Raw genomic sequence first — 16,232 nt, 5'->3', positions numbered from 1 at the left:
GTCAGACCGTGATCACATCCGGGTCCGGATCATCCGCATAGAGGCGTTCAATCAGCTCTTCATTGTTCGAGCGCATCGCGCGCTGGTTCAAAGATCCCTTTTCGGTCACCTCACCCCGATCAAAGCTGGGAGCATCCTGCAGGACAACCGCCCGGCGCACCCGCGCGGCAGAGCCGGTGGCGGATTTGGCAGCCTGGGCCAGTTTCTCGCCCAGGGCTGTGCGCAATGCGGCCTCCGCCATTGCGGCCCCCTTGTCCGACAAAAGCAGCAGGGCGCCCAGTGCGCTGCGGTTTTCGCCCACGATCACCACATCCCGGACCAAACCGCCCAGGGCATCGACCAGCGCCGCGCGCACCGCGCCCACCGCGACCCAGGTGCCGGTGGTCAGCTTGAAATTCTCGGCAATGCGCCCGTCAAAGAAGAACCCTTTGGCGTAATCATCCGGGTCGGCAGGCCGCAGCGCATCGCCAAAGCAATAGAAGCCTTCCTCGTCAAAGGCCTCTGCCGTCTTGGCGGGGTCACCATAATAGCCCGGCGTGATCGTCGGCCCCTTGAGCCGCGCCTCCAGCTTGCCGCCGTTGGGCACCAGTTTCAGGGTCAGCCCAAGCGCCGGCACGCCGATGTTGCCGGATTTTTCCTGCACATCGGTGCAGGCCAGCGCAAAGGGGGCGGTTTCGGTGGCGCCCAGCCCGGTGGCCAACAGCACCTCGCGCCCCGTCGCCTTGCGCCCGGCGGCGCGCAGGCGGTCCCAGGTCAGCTGCGCCATCCCGGCCCCCGCATAGAACATCATGCCCAGGTCGCGAAAGAAATTCTCGGCCAGGGCCGCGTCTTTTTCCAGTTCCGCAACCAGCATGTCGTAGCCCACGGGGACATTGAAATACCAGCTGCAGGCGACATCGCGCAGGTTGCGCAGGGTCTCGTCGAACTTGCCCGGCACCGGGCGGCCATCGTCGATGTAATAGGTGCCGCCATTGGTGGTCACCATGTAGAACACCTTGTTGCCTGCCGCAGTGTGGTTCCACGGCGCCCAGTCCAGCACCACCGGCGGCTTGCGCGTCACGAAACGGTAGCAGTCGCGGATCATCGCCTGGCTGGCGCAGATCATGCGGTTGGTGTTGATCACCGCCTTGGGCGAACCGGTGGAACCCGAGGTGAACAGGTATTTCACCACCGTCTCATCACTCAGCGCGGCCCGCGCGGCCTCTGCCCCGGAAGGATCACCGGCCAGCAACTCCTCAAAGCTGACCGCCCCCTGCCCGGCGTTGCGCAGGGCAATGACCTGCCGGCCTTCCTCGGCGATGGCGCTGAACGCGGGCGCAAAGGCGTCGCCGTCATCGGCATAAAGCGCGCCTGGATTCAATGTCGCGGCGATGTCGCGCAGTTTCGCATGGTCTTTGGACACCAGCGCATAGGCGGGGGAAACCGGGGCGTAGGGAATGCCGACATAGGCGCAGGCCATGCCCAGCAGCGCGTGTTCCAGGCTGTTTTCCGACAGGATCAGCAGCGGCCTGTCCGGCCCCAGCCCCATCGCCAGCAAGGATGCCCCGATGGCGCGGATCTGATTGCGCGCCGTGCCGTATGAGATGCGCCGCCAGTCGCCGCCCTGGTGGCGGCGGGCAATCCATGTGTTGTCCGGCGTGGCATCTGCCCATTTGTCAAAGTAATCCGCCAGCGTCGCCTCGAAGTCGCCCAGCGCGCCGCGCTGGCGCATCAGGATCGTGCCGTCGGGCCGAGTCTCATAGTCGAACGCCGGCCGCCAGAAGTCCGACGCTTTCAATCCGGTCTCGGTTTTCATCACAGGTTCCTGTCTTTACCGGGGGGCCATGCGGATGCCGCCATCAAGGCGGATCACCTCGCCGTTCAGCATCTTGTTCACGGTGATGTGGTTGACCATCTCGGCATATTCCTCCGGATCGCCCAGGCGCGAGGGGAATGGCACCTGCGCGCCAAGCGCGGTCTGCACCTCCTCGGGCAGTTCATCCAGAAGCGGTGTCAGGAACAGCCCCGGTGCCACGGTACAGACGCGAATGCCCTTGTCGGCCAGATCGCGGGCCATCGGCAGGGTCATGCCCACGATGCCGCCTTTCGACGCGGAATAGGCCACCTGGCCGATTTGCCCGTCAAAAGCCGCGACAGAGGCGGTGTTGACGATCACGCCGCGCGCACCGTCGTCATCCACCGGGTCTGCGGCGACCATGCGCGCCGCCGTCTGCGAGGCGCAGTTGAAGCTGCCCATCAGGTTCACCATGATGGTTTTCTGAAACAAGTCGGGATCATGTGCCGCCCCGCGCGAGACGGTCTTGGCAGCGCCGCCGATGCCCGCGCAATTCACCAGGACGCGCGGCACGCCAAAGGCCGCCTCCGCCGCCGCGATCCCCTCTGCCACGGAAGCGGGGTCAGAAACATCCACGCGGCTGAACGCGCCGCCGATGCGGGCGGCATGGGCCTCTCCCTGATCCGCATTCAGATCGAACAACATTACCTTCAGCCCGGCCTCAGCGAGGCGGGCGGCGGTCGCCGCACCCAAACCCGAAGCGCCACCGGTGACGATCGCGGCATGGCCGCTCCAGTCCTGCAAGGTCATTCCGTTTCTCCTTTCGATCTGATCTTGCGCAGCAGGCGGATCAGGGTCTGCTGCTCTGCCGCTGTCAGATCGGCCAGCAACGCCTTTTCATGGGCCCGCACGGTGGCAACCGCCTCCGCATAGGCGCGGCACCCCTTCTCTGTCGGCACCAGCGCCTGAACCCGGCGGTCCCCCGGCACGGTTGCGCGCGAAAGATACCCCAGCCCTTCCAGCTCATCGACGATGGCCACGAGGCCGGACCGTTCAATCCCCAGCTTGCGGGCCAGTTTGCTCTGCGAGATGTGGGGAAACTGAACCGCCAGCGACAGTGCCGAGAACACCCTCGGAGCCAGCGCATCCTGCCCCAGGGCATTACGGAAATCAGCCTGGACGATCACATAGGCGCGCTTGAGGTTGTAGCCGACAAACTGTTCAAGGTCGGATATGACGTCATCATCATCCTGGTCCATCTCCCGGACCTTTGCCCCTGCAGCCATACTGCGCACCTCCCCTGTTTGTCTGGGGGAAGTTTACAGGATATTGTTTAGCAGGTAAACAGTTTAATGAGATAAGGATCTAGCCGATGAACCTGCCCGAACCCAGACTGGAACACGCCTGCGACCTGAGTGTGGCGCTGGACCCGATCCGCGAGATGGGACCGGGCCGGGCGGGGCAGCGACGGATCATCCCCATTGTCGGCGGCACGGTCAGCGGCCCGTTGCTGCGTGGCAAGCTGCTGAACCTCGGCGCGGATTGGCAGACCGTCTTTGCGGACGGTCTGGCCGAACTCGACACCCGTTACGCGATGGAAACCCACGACGGCGCCACCATCGAGATCGTGAACTACGGATTGCGCCATGGCCCGCCGGAAGTGCTGGCAGCGATCATGCGGGGCGAAGAGGTATCCGCCGACAGCTATTACATGCGCACCCATGCGCGGCTTGAAACCGGCGATGCGCGTTATGACTGGGTGAACCGGACGCTGTTCATGGGCGTGGGCGCGCGGCATCTGCAACAGGTCCATGTCCGCCTTTACGCCATCAGATAGGACAGCCCCGCCGCAAACGGGCTGACCCAGGGCGCGCCTGTCTTGACCGGCAGGAGGTGCTGCTTCATCAACGGGTTGACGCATTGTCATGGACCCGAAGCAACCCAAAGAAGCCCTCACATGTCGAAATGCCCGAATGTCCTGTGGATCATGGCCGACCAGCTGCGCTTTGATTATCTGAGCTGCTATGGCCACCCCCATCTGCATACGCCGAACATCGACGCGCTGGCGGCGCGCGGGGTGCGTTTCACCTCGGCACGGGTGCAATCGCCGGTGTGCGGCCCCAGCAGGATGAGCGCCTATACCGGGCGCTATGTGCGCAGCCATGGTTCCACCTGGAACGGGATGCCGCTGCGGGTCGGGGAACCCACGCTGGGGGATCACCTGCGGGCCGCGGGGGCGCATGCGGCGCTGGTGGGCAAGACCCATATGATCGCCGACCGCGATGGCATGGCCTGGCTGGGCATCGACCCCGCCAGCGAAATCGGCGTGCGCCAGTCGCAATGCGGTTTCGATCCCTTTGAGCGCGATGACGGGTTGCACCCCGACAGCCCGCGCCAGCAGTGGTCAGCCTATGACGATTATCTGGTGCGCCACGGCTTTGACAGCGCCAACCCCTGGGGCGACTTTGCCAATTCAGGGCTGGACGCGGACGGCGCGCGGCTGTCCGGCTGGCTGCTGAAGAATTCCCGGCTGCCTGCGAACGTCCCCGAGGAACATTCCGAAACCGCATATATGACCGACCGCGCCATCGCCTTCATGCAGGACGCGATGACGCGCGATGAACCCTGGCTGTGCCACCTGAGCTATATCAAGCCGCATTGGCCCTATATCGTGCCCGCCCCCTATCACGACATGTATGATGCCACCCATGTCGTCGATCCGATCCGCCACGCATCCGAACGCGATACCGATCATCCGCTGATGGCCGCCTATCTGCAGGCGCGGGTCTGCCAGAGCTTTTCCCGCGACCATGTCCGCGAACATGTGATCCCGGCCTATATGGGGCTGATCAAGCAGCTCGACGACAACCTTGGCCGTCTCTTCACCTGGATGGACACGGCCGGGCTGAGTGAAAACACCATCGTCGCCTTCACCTCAGATCACGGCGATTACATGGGCGACCATTGGATGGGCGACAAGGATTTCTATCACGAGATGGCGGTCAAGGTGCCGCTGATCATCGCCGATCCGCGCCCCGAAGCCGAAGCGACGCGCGGCAGTGTCAGCGATGAACTGGTGGAGATGATCGATCTCGCGCCGACCTTCATGCGGGCCCTTGGCTGCCCTGGGATGCCCCATGTGATCGAGGGCCGCGACCTGACACCGCTGCTGCAGGGCACCGAAGGTTTCGCGCGCCGCTATACGATCAGCGAACATGACTACAGCTGGTCGGAGATGGCCAAGGCGCTGAACATGCCGCAAGAGGACGCCCGCACGGTGATGATCTTTGACGGGCGCTGGAAATACGTGCGCTGCGAAGGGTTCGACCCGGTGATGTTCGACCTTGAGATCGACCCCGACGAGGTGACGGACATCGGGCGGTCGCAGACCGAAGAACATGTCGCCGTCCGGGCGCGGATGGAAAAGGCGCTTCTGGCCTGGGCCACGCGCCACCACAGCAGGATCACCGCAACCAAAGCGGTGCTTTCAAAGCAGGGCATGGCGGCGGAGCAAGGTATCCTGATCGGCTTCTGGGATGAGGTCGAGTACGAGGCAGCCACGGGCAAACCCTTTGCCGCGCTGACCCCGGCGGGGCCGCCCCGCAGCTGAAGGCGGCCACGGAGCCGCAGGCGCGGCGCTTCAGCCTGTGGCTTTTGTTGCGGCCAGCCCGGCGTCGCGCATCTGTGACAGGGTCATGCGGGGCGTCAGCGCCTCGGCAGAGACGTTCAGATCCAGCACCGCGCCGGTCTCAGAGGCCAGTGCCCGGTCAAAGGCGGCTGCGAAATCGGCGGTGGTCTCAACCCTTTCGGCATGGAAACCGTAGGCCTTGGCAAGCGTGGTGAAGTCCGGGTTCACCATGGTCGTGCCGGACACCCGTTCTGGATAGTGGTGCTCCTGATGGGCGCGGATGGTGCCATAGATGCCATTGTTCACGATCAGCACGATCGGCTGTGCGCCCGCCTGTGCGGCGGTGGCCAGTTCCTGACAGTTCATCTGGAAATCCCCGTCGCCCGCAAAGCAGACCACGGTACGCTCCGGATGTGCCACCTTGGCCGCGATGGCCGCAGGCAGGCCGTATCCCATGGCCCCCGATTGCGGGGCCAGCAACCGCGCCCTGGGGCCGAACTTGTAGAACTTGTTGGGCCAGACGGTGAAATTCCCCGCCCCATTGGTCAGGATCGCATCTTCTGGCAGGACCGCGCGCAGATGGGCGGTGGCAATCGCCATGTCGACGGGCGACGGCTGCGCAGGCGCGTCAAAGCCTGCCTCCCATGCCGCGCGGCCCTTGGCACGCCAGTCGGCCCAGCCGCCGGTGATCGGGGTCAGCGCTGCGGCAAAGGCGTTGGGGCCGGCGGTGATGCCGAGGGTCGGAATGTAGATCTTGCCGATCTCCTCGCTGGAGCCGTGGACATGGATGATCTTCTGTTTCGGATGCGGGACATCAAGCAGCCTGTAGGCATCTGTCGTCATCTCGCCAAAGCGGATGTTGATCGCCAGAATGGTATCGGCATTGCGGATCAGATCCTTGACATGGGGCGGCATCCCCACCCCTGCCTCGCCACAATAGACCGGGGACAGGTTGTTGAACCGGTCCTGAAAGCGGAAGGCCGCGACCACGGGAATATCGGCGGCTTCGGCGAATTCTTCCAGGGCGGCGCGCCCGGCGTCGGTCCAGTTGCAACCGCCCGTCAGGATCAGCGGACGCTCGGAGGCGCCCAGCATCGCCAGCGCATCCTGCATTGTGGCGGCACTGGGGGCCGGCTCTTCGATCCGGGCGGGACTGGTCAGGGGCTCTGCATCGCTCATGCTGGTCAGCATGTCCTCCGGCAGGGCCACGACCACCGGGCCGGGACGGCCCGTTGTGGCCATTGTCCAGGCCCGCGCCAGGATCTCGGGAATGCGGTCCACGTGATCAATCTCGACCGCCCATTTTGCAAGGGTGCCGAAAACGGCGCGGTAATCGACCTCCTGAAACGCTTCCCTCCCCCGCTGGTCGGTGCCGATCTGCCCGACGAAAAGGATCATCGGCGCGGAATCCTGATGCGCGGTATGCACCCCGATGGAGGCATTGGTCGCCCCCGGCCCGCGCGTGACCATGCAGATGCCGGGACTGCCGGTCAGCTTGCCCCATGCGGCGGCCATGAAGGCGGCACCGCCCTCGTTCCGGCACAGGACAAAATCGAATGTGCCGCCGGTGTCATGCATCCCGTCCAGCACCGCCAGATAGCTTTCCCCCGGCACGCCAAAGCTCTTGGTTGCGCCCAGCGCCACCAGGCTGTCCACCAGCAATTGTCCCCCGTGTCGTGCCATGATGCGCATGTCCTTCCCGTTTGGTCGCGAATCCCTGAAATTGCGCACAAGCTGCCTGTAAAGCCGCGCCAGTGAAACCGCGAAATGCCGAAACTGCGGAATCATCCCCCGGCGGAATTCGCGGAACCTTTTGCAAGCGGCGGGTGTTGAGTCTGCACTGCCTTGCATCTGCCGCTGCCGGAGACCTCATTGGACAACCTGACCTCGATCCGACGATCCCTGCAGTTCCTGGTGCTCGTCGCGCTTTTTGGTACCTGCTATTTTGCCCGCGATCTGATCCTGCCGATCATGCTGGGTTTCCTGCTGGCGCTGACCCTCAGCCCGCTGGTCAGGGGACTTTACCGCGCCGGGATTCCCCATGCGGTTTCGGGCGCGGTGCTGGTATCGCTGACCGCCCTGCTGATCATCATCGTTGTCGGCGGGTCCGCGGGCACCGTTGCGGTCTGGAGTGATGAATTGCCCAGAATGGGCGCAGAGATCCAGCAAAAGCTGCGCATGATGACCGATGCGGTCGAAGGGGTGCGCACCGCCACCGAAGAGGTCGAGAAGATCACCAAATCGAAAGACGCAAGTCCCGAGGTGATCGTGCAGCAACCGGGCCTGCTGGACACCGCTTTCGATACCGTCACCCAGATCGGCGCATCCCTGATCGTGACGCTGATCCTGGCGATGTTTCTGCTGTCCTCGGGCGAGCTGTTCTATCTCAAGATGGTGCAGGCCTTTCCCACCATGGCGGGCAAGAAGCGCATCCTGACCACGGTCTACAACATCGAGCGGCGCGTCTCGCGCTATCTGTTGACGATCACGCTGATCAACGCCGGATTGGGTCTGGCGCTTTTTGCCTATCTCAGCGCGCTTGGCATGCCCCAGGCCTATGTCTGGGGAATCGCGGCCTTCCTGCTGAACTTTCTGCCCTATCTGGGCGGCATCATCGGCTCCGTGCTTGTCGGGGCCTTTGCCATCGTGACCTTTGACAGCATCGGCTATGCGCTGCTGGCCCCTTTGGGATACATGGCGCTGACCAGTCTTGAAGGTCAGGTGCTGACACCTTTTCTGGTGGGCCGACGGCTGGCGATGAACACGGTTGCCGTGTTCCTGACCGTGGTGTTCTGGGGATGGCTCTGGGGCATTCCGGGCGCTTTGGTGGCGGTGCCCTTCCTGGTGGTCTTCAAGGCGGTCTGCGAAAATTTCGAACCGCTGCGCACCATCGGGCTTTTCCTGTCCTCCGAGGACAGGAAATTGCCCGATGCCGATGAAGAACCCGATGCGGCCTGACGGCCCTTACCCCGCCAGCGACGGCAACCACAGGACAATGCCGGGAAAGGCGACCAGCAGCGCGATGGTCACCGCATCAGCGAAAAAGAACGGCGCCACGCCCTTGAACACATCCTGCACCGTCAGATCATCGCGCACCCCCGCCACGACAAAGCAGTTCAGGCCGATGGGCGGGGTGATCAGGCAGAATTCGGCCATCTTCACCACAAGGATACCGAACCAGATCGCGCACATCGGCCCGGACATGCCAAAGGCGCTGTCGGCCGCCGACACCAGCTCGCCGCCGTTCAGCGCCATGACCGCCGGATAGACCACCGGCAGGGTCAGCAGCAGCATGCCGATGGCATCCATGAACATGCCCAGCACCGCATAGGCCAGCAGGATGCAGATCAGGATCACCAGCGGCGACATCTCAAGCGAGGTGATCCAGGAGGCAAAGGCATCGGGCAGTTCCGCAAACCCCAGGAAGCGGACATAGATCAGCACGCCCCAGATGATGGTAAAGATCATCACCGTCAGCTTGGCGGTCTCCAGCAGCGCCTCTTTCAGCTGCCCCCACCGCATGCCGCGATAGAGCGCCATCAGGAACACGATGAAGGCGCCCACGGCACCGCCTTCGGTGGGGGTGCCCCAGGCGTCGCCAAAGGGGTTGTAGACAAAGAAGATGATGATCACGACCACCGCAAGGATCGGCAGCGCGGGCGGCAGGCTTTCAAAGCGCTGTTTCCAGCTGAAGCCCGTCACCGGGGGGCCGACGTTCTTCCAGATCATCGCAATCCCGACGATCAGCCCGCCGTAGACCACGGCAGAGAATGCACCGGGAACGAATCCGGCAAGCAGGAGCTTGCCCACGTCCTGCTCCACGATGATCGCATAGATCACCAGGATGGCCGAGGGCGGAATCAGCGAGGCGAGCGTGCCCCCTGCCGCCACCACACCGGCTGCGAATTTCTTGTTATAGCCCACTTTCAGCATCTCGGGGATCGCAATGCGCGCAAAGACCGCCGCGGTCGCCACCGATGCGCCCGACACGGCGGCAAAGCCGGCGGTGGCAAAGACGGTTGATACCGCCAGCCCCCCCGGCACCCAGGCAACCCAGCGTTTGCAGGCCTCGAACAGCGCCGTCGTCAGCTTGGCGTAATAGGCAAGATAGCCGATCATGATGAAAACCGGGATCAGGCTGAGCACCTGGGCGCTGACTTTGGAATGGGGGGTCAGCCCTGCGATCTTGACGCTGATCTCTATCGCTTTCCACAGGCGCGCAGGGTCATAGTCAAAGCCGTTCCAGCGCAGCCAGCACAGCCCGAGAAAACCCGCCAGACCGGCGGCGAATGCCACCCGCATGCCCAGCACGACCATGACCAGCATGCCACCCGAAACCCAAAGGCCAATTTCAATGGGCTCCATCAGCCGTTCTCCTCAAGCGCGCGGGCCTCGGCCATCGCCTGTTCTTCAATGGTCAGGTTCAGCGGCACCCCCGCCGGGTTCTCCAGCCCCAGCACCAGCGCGCGGCCATAGCCCCAGGCCTGCAACAGCAACCGCAGCGCCAGCACGCCAAATGCGACCGGGACCACGAGTTTGCTGGGCCATATGGGGATGCCGACGTCGATGGAACTGTCGCGGCTGCACAGGGGCCGCGCGCAGTCGAACGAGCGGTCGAAATGTTCCCAGGCCCCCCATGTCAATGCCACGATCAGCAAAAGGATCAGCAGGACGGAGACCAGTTCAAAGAACCACAGCACCCGGCCCTTGAGCGCCGAGACCAGCATGTCCATCCGGATATGGGTGCCGTCACGCTGGACATAGGACACGCCCATGATCGCGATGATCGGCATCGCGGCCTCGATGTAATCGACATAACCCATCATCGGCGCGCCGAAGAACTTGCGCGAACTGACCGAATAGGCCGCCAGGAACATCAGCGCAAAGATCGCCAGACCCGAAAGCAACGCGCAAAAACGCTCAATCGGGAGCAACATCCGGTCAAGTTTGCTGAGTAGGCTGGAATCCTCCAGCACTGCCGCCGATCCGGCCATAAGTCCCTCTCCCCTGTTCGGCATTTTCGCCGTTTTTGAGAAACCGCCCGACGCCGGGCCGCTCGCCAAAAACGAAGAGGCCGCCCCGGAAATCGCGGGGCGGCCCGATGTCAGGTCAGCTGCCGCTGGCTTTGGCTTCTTCCAGTGTCGAGACCACCAGATCATAAAGCTCCTGGCCCGGCAGGCCCTGTGCTTCCATGTCAGCGATCCAGGCATCCCGTGCCGGTGCGGCGGCGGTTTCGCGGAACTCTGCCAGCACTTCCGGCGCGATCATGACCTTCTCGACGCCCTTCTCCTCCAGCACCGCATCCCAGCGCTTGAGCAGTTCACCGTAATTGGCCAGATAGTGGTCCAGCGCCTCGTCCACAGAGGAATCCAGCGCCTCCCGCTCCGCATCCGACAGCGATTCGTAAGCGTCGATGTTCACCACGACGGGGCAGTTCACGGTGCCGGGGTTCAGGTTGGCCGTCCACCAGTCCGCCTGGTTGATGGTGCCAAAGCTGAGGTGCGCGTGCTGGGCAAAGGCAACCGTGTCGACAACACCGGATTCCATCGCCTGATAGGCTTCGCTTGATGTAACAGAGGTCGGCACCGCGCCGACCGCCTCGAAGGCCTTGCCCAGACCACCGGTGGCGCGGACACGCATGCCTTCGAATTCCTCAAGCGTGGTGCGCGGATCGCCGGTGCCGACAAGGTTGTACTGCGGCATGGGCGAGGTCATCAGCAGCTTTGCATTCCATTGCGCCATCTCTTCGGCGGCGGCAGGATGCGCATAGACGGCCTTGGAGACCGCGACTTCCTGTTCAAGGTTCTCGACCCCCAGGAACGGCAATTCCAGAACGGTCACGACGCGGTTCTTGTCAGGGTGATAGCCGGCACAGAATTGCGCCATCTCGAAGGCCCCGATGGAGATACCGTCGAGGTTCTCGCGGTTCTTGGACAGGCCGCCATAGCTCACGTTCATGGTGAATTCGCCGCCGGTCTTTTCGCTTACCAGCTCGGCGATCTTTTCGATGTGTTCGGTAAAGGCGCGGCGCTTGCCCCAGACGGATACATTCCATTCAGTTGCCGCAGCTTCAGTGACAAAGGCTATGCTTAGCGCGCAGACGGCTGCGCCGCTCATGAGGTTGGTCATTGATATCTCTCCCTAGCTGCGCGGCCATTCTGCCACGCTTGGGCCAAGGCTAGCGCGACCGTCCCGGGCTGCCAACCCCAAAGGGTCATCGCAAAAGCCATGACAGGCCCGGCCGCGCGGCAATAGCGAAAGGCAGGTATGGCTGTCCCCCGCCCCGGAAGGGCCATTTGACAGGCAGCGCATTGAAAACACGGGTATTTTGCACCGTATTTTCAGGCCGGTTTACAAGTCGTTCAAAAACACGGAAATAGTTTTACAGCGAAATCAAGCCATTCCATATGGTTATTTCAATCCTTACAGCGCGCGCTATGATCCCGCGCAAGAGGAGATATGTGTTTTGAGGGAGCTGCCCCTCATCATGCGTGCAAGAATACTGTCAAGGAGGAACACCCGATGTCTGACGCCAAAATCTACCCGCCATCCGATGCCATGGTCAAAGGCGCACATGTGAACGCCGACCAATATGCCAGCATGTACATGGCCTCCGTGAACGACCCGGAATCCTTCTGGGCCGAACAGGGCAAGCGGGTGGACTGGATCAAGCCGTTCAGCCAGGTCAAGGACGTGGACTTCACCCTCGGTCAGGTCAAGATCAACTGGTATGCGGACGGGCAGCTGAACGTCAGCGCCAACTGCATTGACCGGCATCTGGCCACCCGTGGCGATCAGACCGCGATCATCTGGGAGCCGGACAGCCCCGATGAAAAGGCGCTGCACATTACCTACCGCGAATTGCACGCCAACACCTGCAAGATGGCCAATATCCTGAGCGATCAGGGCGTGACCAGGGGCGACCGGGTCATCATCTACATGCCGATGATCCCCGAGGCCGCCTATGCCATGCTGGCCTGTGCCCGGATCGGTGCCATCCATTCCATCGTCTTTGCCGGATTCTCGCCCGATGCGCTGGCCGCGCGGATCAAGGGATCAGAGGCCAAGGTCGTGATCACCGCCGACGAGGCCCCCCGTGGCGGGCGCAACACACCGCTCAAGACCAATGCGGACAAGGCACTGGCCTCCTGCGACGCTTCCGTCAAATGCCTGGTGGTCCGCCGCACCGGCGGAGAGGTCCCCTGGAACGCGGATCGCGATGTCGATTACACCGCGCTGGCCAAAGACGCCGCCGACAGCTTTGAACCTGCCGCGATGGGGGCCGAAGACCCGCTCTTCATCCTCTATACCTCCGGCTCCACCGGCCAGCCCAAGGGTGTGGTCCATACCACCGGCGGCTATCTGGTCTATGCCGCGATGACCCACGAGATCACCTTCGACTACCACGATGGCGACATCTATTGGTGTACGGCGGATGTGGGCTGGGTCACCGGGCACAGCTATATCGTCTATGGCCCGCTGGCCAACGGGGCCACCACGCTGATGTTCGAAGGGGTGCCGACCTACCCGGATGCCTCGCGGTTCTGGCAGGTTTGCGAAAAGCACAAGGTGAACCAGTTCTACACCGCGCCCACGGCGATCCGCGCACTGATGGGCAAGGGTGACGATTTTGTCACCAAATGCGATCTGTCCAGCCTCAGGCTGCTGGGCACCGTGGGCGAGCCGATCAACCCCGAGGCCTGGAACTGGTACAACGAGGTTGTCGGCGGCGGGCGTTGCCCCATCGTCGATACCTGGTGGCAGACCGAAACCGGCGGCCACCTGATGACCCCCCTGCCCGGTGCCCATGCGATGAAACCGGGTGCGGCGATGAAACCGTTCTTCGGGATCAAACCGATGATCCTTGAGCCGACATCGGCAGAGATCATCACCGACAACCCGGCAGAGGGCGTGCTGGTCATCGCGGACAGCTGGCCGGGGCAGATGCGCACCGTCTGGGGCGATCACGAACGCTTTGAAAAGACCTATTTCGCCGATTATCCCGGCTATTACTTCACCGGCGACGGCTGCAAGCGTGACGCGGATGGCGATTACTGGATCACCGGCCGGGTGGATGACGTGATCAACGTCTCTGGCCACCGCATGGGCACGGCAGAGGTGGAAAGCGCGCTGGTCGCCCACAAGAAAGTGGCCGAGGCCGCCGTCGTCGGCTATCCGCACAAGGTCAAGGGCCAGGGCATCTATTGCTATGTCACCCTGATGGGCGGCGAGGAACCTTCGGAAGATCTGCGCAAGGAGCTGGAAGGCTGGGTGCGCAACGAAATCGGACCGATTGCCAAACCCGACCTGATCCAATGGGCCCCCGGCCTGCCCAAGACACGCTCCGGCAAGATCATGCGCCGCATCCTGCGCAAGATTGCCGAGAACGACTTTGGCGCATTGGGGGATACATCGACCCTTGCGGACCCCTCCGTCGTCGACGATCTGATCGAAAACCGGATGAACCGCTGAAAAGCCGATCGGGTCCTTAAGGGGCCGAAGCGAACATATCGCCCCCGCAGCAATCTGCGGGGGCGTTTTTCTGCGGTCCCCGGCCCAGGAGCCCCCACCCGGCCTGTGCCTGTCGTTACGCCGGTGCAGACCGGAGGAAGCTGCCATTCCTGACAGCGATCCACCTTTCGCCGCGATCATCAACACAGCTTGAGGCAGCGCAAATGCACCTGACCCAAATCAATTTCCGCACCACAGGTATTTCACCTTCCCGCCGAACGCTCTAACTAGCGTCGGAACGGGATCGGAAAGGCGCAGCAATGGCACGACATGGAACTCGGGCAATCGGCGTGATCGGGCTGGGCAATTTCGGCAGCACCGTCGCAACGGAACTTCAGCGTTTCGGCAACCATGTGATCGGCGTCGATACGGATGAAAAGCGCGTTTCGGCCCATGCTGAATCCCTGAGCCAGGCGGTGATCGTGGATGCGCGGGACGATCTGGGCCTGCGCGAGGCCGGTTTTGCCGAATGTGACATCGCCGTTGTCGCCATGGGCTCCGATCTTGAGGCCAGCATTCTGACTGCGATGAACCTGAAACTGATCGGGGTGCCGCAGATCTGGGCCAAGGCCACCACCAAGACCCATCACCGCATCCTGTCCAAGCTGGGCGTGGACCGGGTGATCCACCCCGAAATCGAAGTGGGCCAACATATTGCGCAGGTGCTGCACAACCCGCTGGTGCGCGATTATGTCAGCCTTGGCAACGGCTATCACGTGGTCAATTTCCGCATCCCCGAAAGCCTTGAGGGCAAGCGGCTGGTCGATCTGCCCCATACCGAGAAATTCAATCTGCGCTGCATCGGCGTGATGCGCGGCACGGAATTTGTCGGTCAGGACGGGACGACATGCACCTTGCAGCGCGACGACCTGCTGCTGCTGCTGGGGCAGCGCAAGGACCTGCGCAGCTTCGCGGCCAGCCTTTAACATGGCCAGGGGCGCACAGCGGGTCAAAACAGGCTCTGGCCTGGCGCTGCCGCCGCCGGTTGTTCTGGGGCTGCTCTATCTTGTCTTTATCGTCATCGGGGCAAGCCTGCTCTGGCTGCCCGTTTCGCATCATGGCGACGTCGGGCTGGCGGAAGCGCTGTTCACCTCCACCTCTGCCGTAACGGTAACGGGGCTGGTGCTGATGGATACCGGTGCTGCCTTTACCGGGTTCGGGCAGGCCGTGATCGCGCTGCTGATCCAGTTCGGCGGCCTGGGGCTGATGACATTCGCGGTGCTGGTGCTGAGCGCGCTTGGCATTCCGGTAGGGATGCCGCAACGGCTGATCCTGCGCGAGGATCTCAACCAGACCTCGATCAGCAATCTGACGGTGCTGGTGCGCGTGATCATTGTGGTCGCCTTGCTGTGCGAAGCAATCGGCGCCCTGCTGCTGGCCTTTGTCTTTGTCCCCGAATACGGCTGGAACGGCATCTGGCAGGCCGTGTTCCATGCCATTTCCGCCTTCAACAACGCGGGCTTTGCCCTGCATCCCGACAGCCTGTCGCAATGGGTCGGCAACCCGGTGATCAACCTGGTGATCCCGGCGCTGTTCATCATGGGCGGGATCGGTTTCATCGTGGTGGGAGACATCTATCAGACCCGCAGCTGGCGGCGGCTGACCCTGCATTCCAAGCTGATGCTGATGGGCACTGCCCTGCTGATCCTCTGGGGCTGCCTGTGGTTTGCCGCGCTGGAATGGACCAACCCCGACACGCTGGGCGCGCTTTCGCTTGGCGACAAGTTGTGGGCGAGCTGGTTTCAGGGCGTCACACCCCGGACCGCCGGGTTCAACACGATCGACACCGGCGGGATGCATGATTCCACCGCCATGATGACAATGACGCTGATGCTGGTGGGCGGTGGCAGCACCTCGACCGCCGGGGGGATCAAGGTGACGACCTTTGCGGTCCTGCTGCTGGCAACGGTGGCCTTCTTTCGCCGTCAGACCACCCTGCACGCCTTTGGCCGGGCGCTGGGGGTCGAGGAAGTGCTGAAGGTACTGGCGCTGACCACGATATCCATGTTGCTGGTCCTGTCAGGCATCTTTGCCATAGCCATCAGCCATGATGGCCAGTTTGTCGATCTCGCCTTCGAGGTGACATCGGCCTTTGGCACGGTGGGCATGTCGATGGGTGCCACCGCAGAGCTTGATGGCATCGGCCGCGCCCTGATCATGCTGATCATGTTCATCGGGCGGGTCGGCCCGCTGGCGCTGGGGTTCTTCCTGGCCACACGCGCCGTGCCCCGGGTCAAATATCCGCCGGGTCAGATCTATCTGGGCTAATGCCTCGGGCGATGCTGCCAACGGCGGGGCCGTCCCGGCCGAAACGTGGTT

General features: G+C 63.0%; 13 protein-coding genes. 6 read left to right on the top strand and 7 right to left on the bottom strand.

All coding sequences use genetic code 11. The annotated features are described in order from the left end of the window. Position 1: 1 nt before the first annotated feature. Genes ACWNZ3_RS06250 through ACWNZ3_RS06240 form a run of 3 tightly spaced genes read right to left on the bottom strand, consistent with a single transcriptional unit; the run spans position 2 to position 3,033 of the window. Complete coding sequence (locus ACWNZ3_RS06250; RefSeq protein WP_496901563.1) at positions 2-1,795, bottom strand: feruloyl-CoA synthase; 1,794 nt, start codon at positions 1,793-1,795, stop codon at positions 2-4. 15 nt (positions 1,796-1,810) lie between these two features. After that, on the bottom strand, positions 1,811-2,584 hold the full coding sequence (locus ACWNZ3_RS06245) for an SDR family NAD(P)-dependent oxidoreductase (protein WP_496901562.1): 774 nt from the start codon (positions 2,582-2,584) through the stop codon (positions 1,811-1,813). Next, positions 2,581-3,033: a MarR family winged helix-turn-helix transcriptional regulator gene (locus ACWNZ3_RS06240; RefSeq protein ID WP_269365076.1), complete on the bottom strand. Its 453-nt coding sequence runs from the start codon at positions 3,031-3,033 to the stop codon at positions 2,581-2,583. The genes ACWNZ3_RS06245 and ACWNZ3_RS06240 overlap by 4 nt, the downstream gene beginning before the upstream one ends. 113 nt (positions 3,034-3,146) lie before the next feature. Between ACWNZ3_RS06240 and ACWNZ3_RS06235 the strand changes: the two genes are divergently transcribed. Continuing rightward, the gene (locus tag ACWNZ3_RS06235; RefSeq protein ID WP_274576328.1) at positions 3,147-3,611 is read left to right on the top strand and encodes a DUF3237 domain-containing protein; all 465 of its coding nucleotides are present in this window, start codon (positions 3,147-3,149) and stop codon (positions 3,609-3,611) included. 120 nt (positions 3,612-3,731) lie between these two features. Then, positions 3,732-5,384: a sulfatase-like hydrolase/transferase gene (locus ACWNZ3_RS06230; RefSeq protein ID WP_496901561.1), complete on the top strand. Its 1,653-nt coding sequence runs from the start codon at positions 3,732-3,734 to the stop codon at positions 5,382-5,384. A gap of 30 nt (positions 5,385-5,414) precedes the next feature. Here ACWNZ3_RS06230 and ACWNZ3_RS06225 read toward each other — a convergent pair whose 3' ends face one another. Next, on the bottom strand, positions 5,415-7,085 hold the full coding sequence (locus ACWNZ3_RS06225) for a thiamine pyrophosphate-dependent enzyme (protein ID WP_496901560.1): 1,671 nt from the start codon (positions 7,083-7,085) through the stop codon (positions 5,415-5,417). A gap of 189 nt (positions 7,086-7,274) precedes the next feature. Between ACWNZ3_RS06225 and ACWNZ3_RS06220 the strand changes: the two genes are divergently transcribed. Beyond that, positions 7,275-8,360 carry an AI-2E family transporter gene (locus ACWNZ3_RS06220; RefSeq protein ID WP_274576336.1) on the top strand — a complete coding sequence of 362 codons (1,086 nt, stop codon included), beginning with the start codon at positions 7,275-7,277 and terminating at the stop codon, positions 8,358-8,360. A gap of 6 nt (positions 8,361-8,366) precedes the next feature. Here the strand turns inward: ACWNZ3_RS06220 and ACWNZ3_RS06215 are convergent, their stop codons facing one another. The 3 genes from ACWNZ3_RS06215 to ACWNZ3_RS06205 all read right to left on the bottom strand — a co-directional run bounded on the left by ACWNZ3_RS06215 (position 8,367) and on the right by ACWNZ3_RS06205 (position 11,531). After that, complete coding sequence (locus tag ACWNZ3_RS06215) at positions 8,367-9,767, bottom strand: TRAP transporter large permease (RefSeq protein WP_269365087.1); 1,401 nt, start codon at positions 9,765-9,767, stop codon at positions 8,367-8,369. After that, positions 9,767-10,396, bottom strand: coding sequence for a TRAP transporter small permease subunit (locus ACWNZ3_RS06210; protein WP_269365088.1), 630 nt, complete (start codon positions 10,394-10,396; stop codon positions 9,767-9,769). The genes ACWNZ3_RS06215 and ACWNZ3_RS06210 overlap by 1 nt, the downstream gene beginning before the upstream one ends. Positions 10,397-10,511: 115 nt before the next feature. Further along, entirely contained in the window at positions 10,512-11,531 is a 1,020-nt protein-coding gene (locus ACWNZ3_RS06205; RefSeq protein ID WP_269365089.1) for a C4-dicarboxylate TRAP transporter substrate-binding protein, read from the bottom strand. Positions 11,532-11,924: 393 nt separating this feature from the next. Between ACWNZ3_RS06205 and acs the strand changes: the two genes are divergently transcribed. The 3 genes from acs to ACWNZ3_RS06190 all read left to right on the top strand — a co-directional run bounded on the left by acs (position 11,925) and on the right by ACWNZ3_RS06190 (position 16,181). Then, the gene (gene acs / locus ACWNZ3_RS06200) at positions 11,925-13,874 is read left to right on the top strand and encodes an acetate--CoA ligase (RefSeq protein ID WP_496901559.1); all 1,950 of its coding nucleotides are present in this window, start codon (positions 11,925-11,927) and stop codon (positions 13,872-13,874) included. A gap of 299 nt (positions 13,875-14,173) precedes the next feature. Continuing rightward, positions 14,174-14,839 carry a potassium channel family protein gene (locus ACWNZ3_RS06195; RefSeq protein ID WP_269365093.1) on the top strand — a complete coding sequence of 222 codons (666 nt, stop codon included), beginning with the start codon at positions 14,174-14,176 and terminating at the stop codon, positions 14,837-14,839. A 1-nt stretch (position 14,840) separates the two neighbouring features. Then, entirely contained in the window at positions 14,841-16,181 is a 1,341-nt protein-coding gene (locus ACWNZ3_RS06190; protein ID WP_269365095.1) for a TrkH family potassium uptake protein, read from the top strand. The last annotated feature ends 51 nt before the right edge of the window (positions 16,182-16,232 follow it).

The sequence above is a fragment of the Sulfitobacter sp. IGS-18 genome (assembly GCF_059628195.1).
The sequence above is the reverse complement of the archived record's forward strand: the minus strand, read 5'-3'. Positions and strand labels throughout refer to the sequence as shown.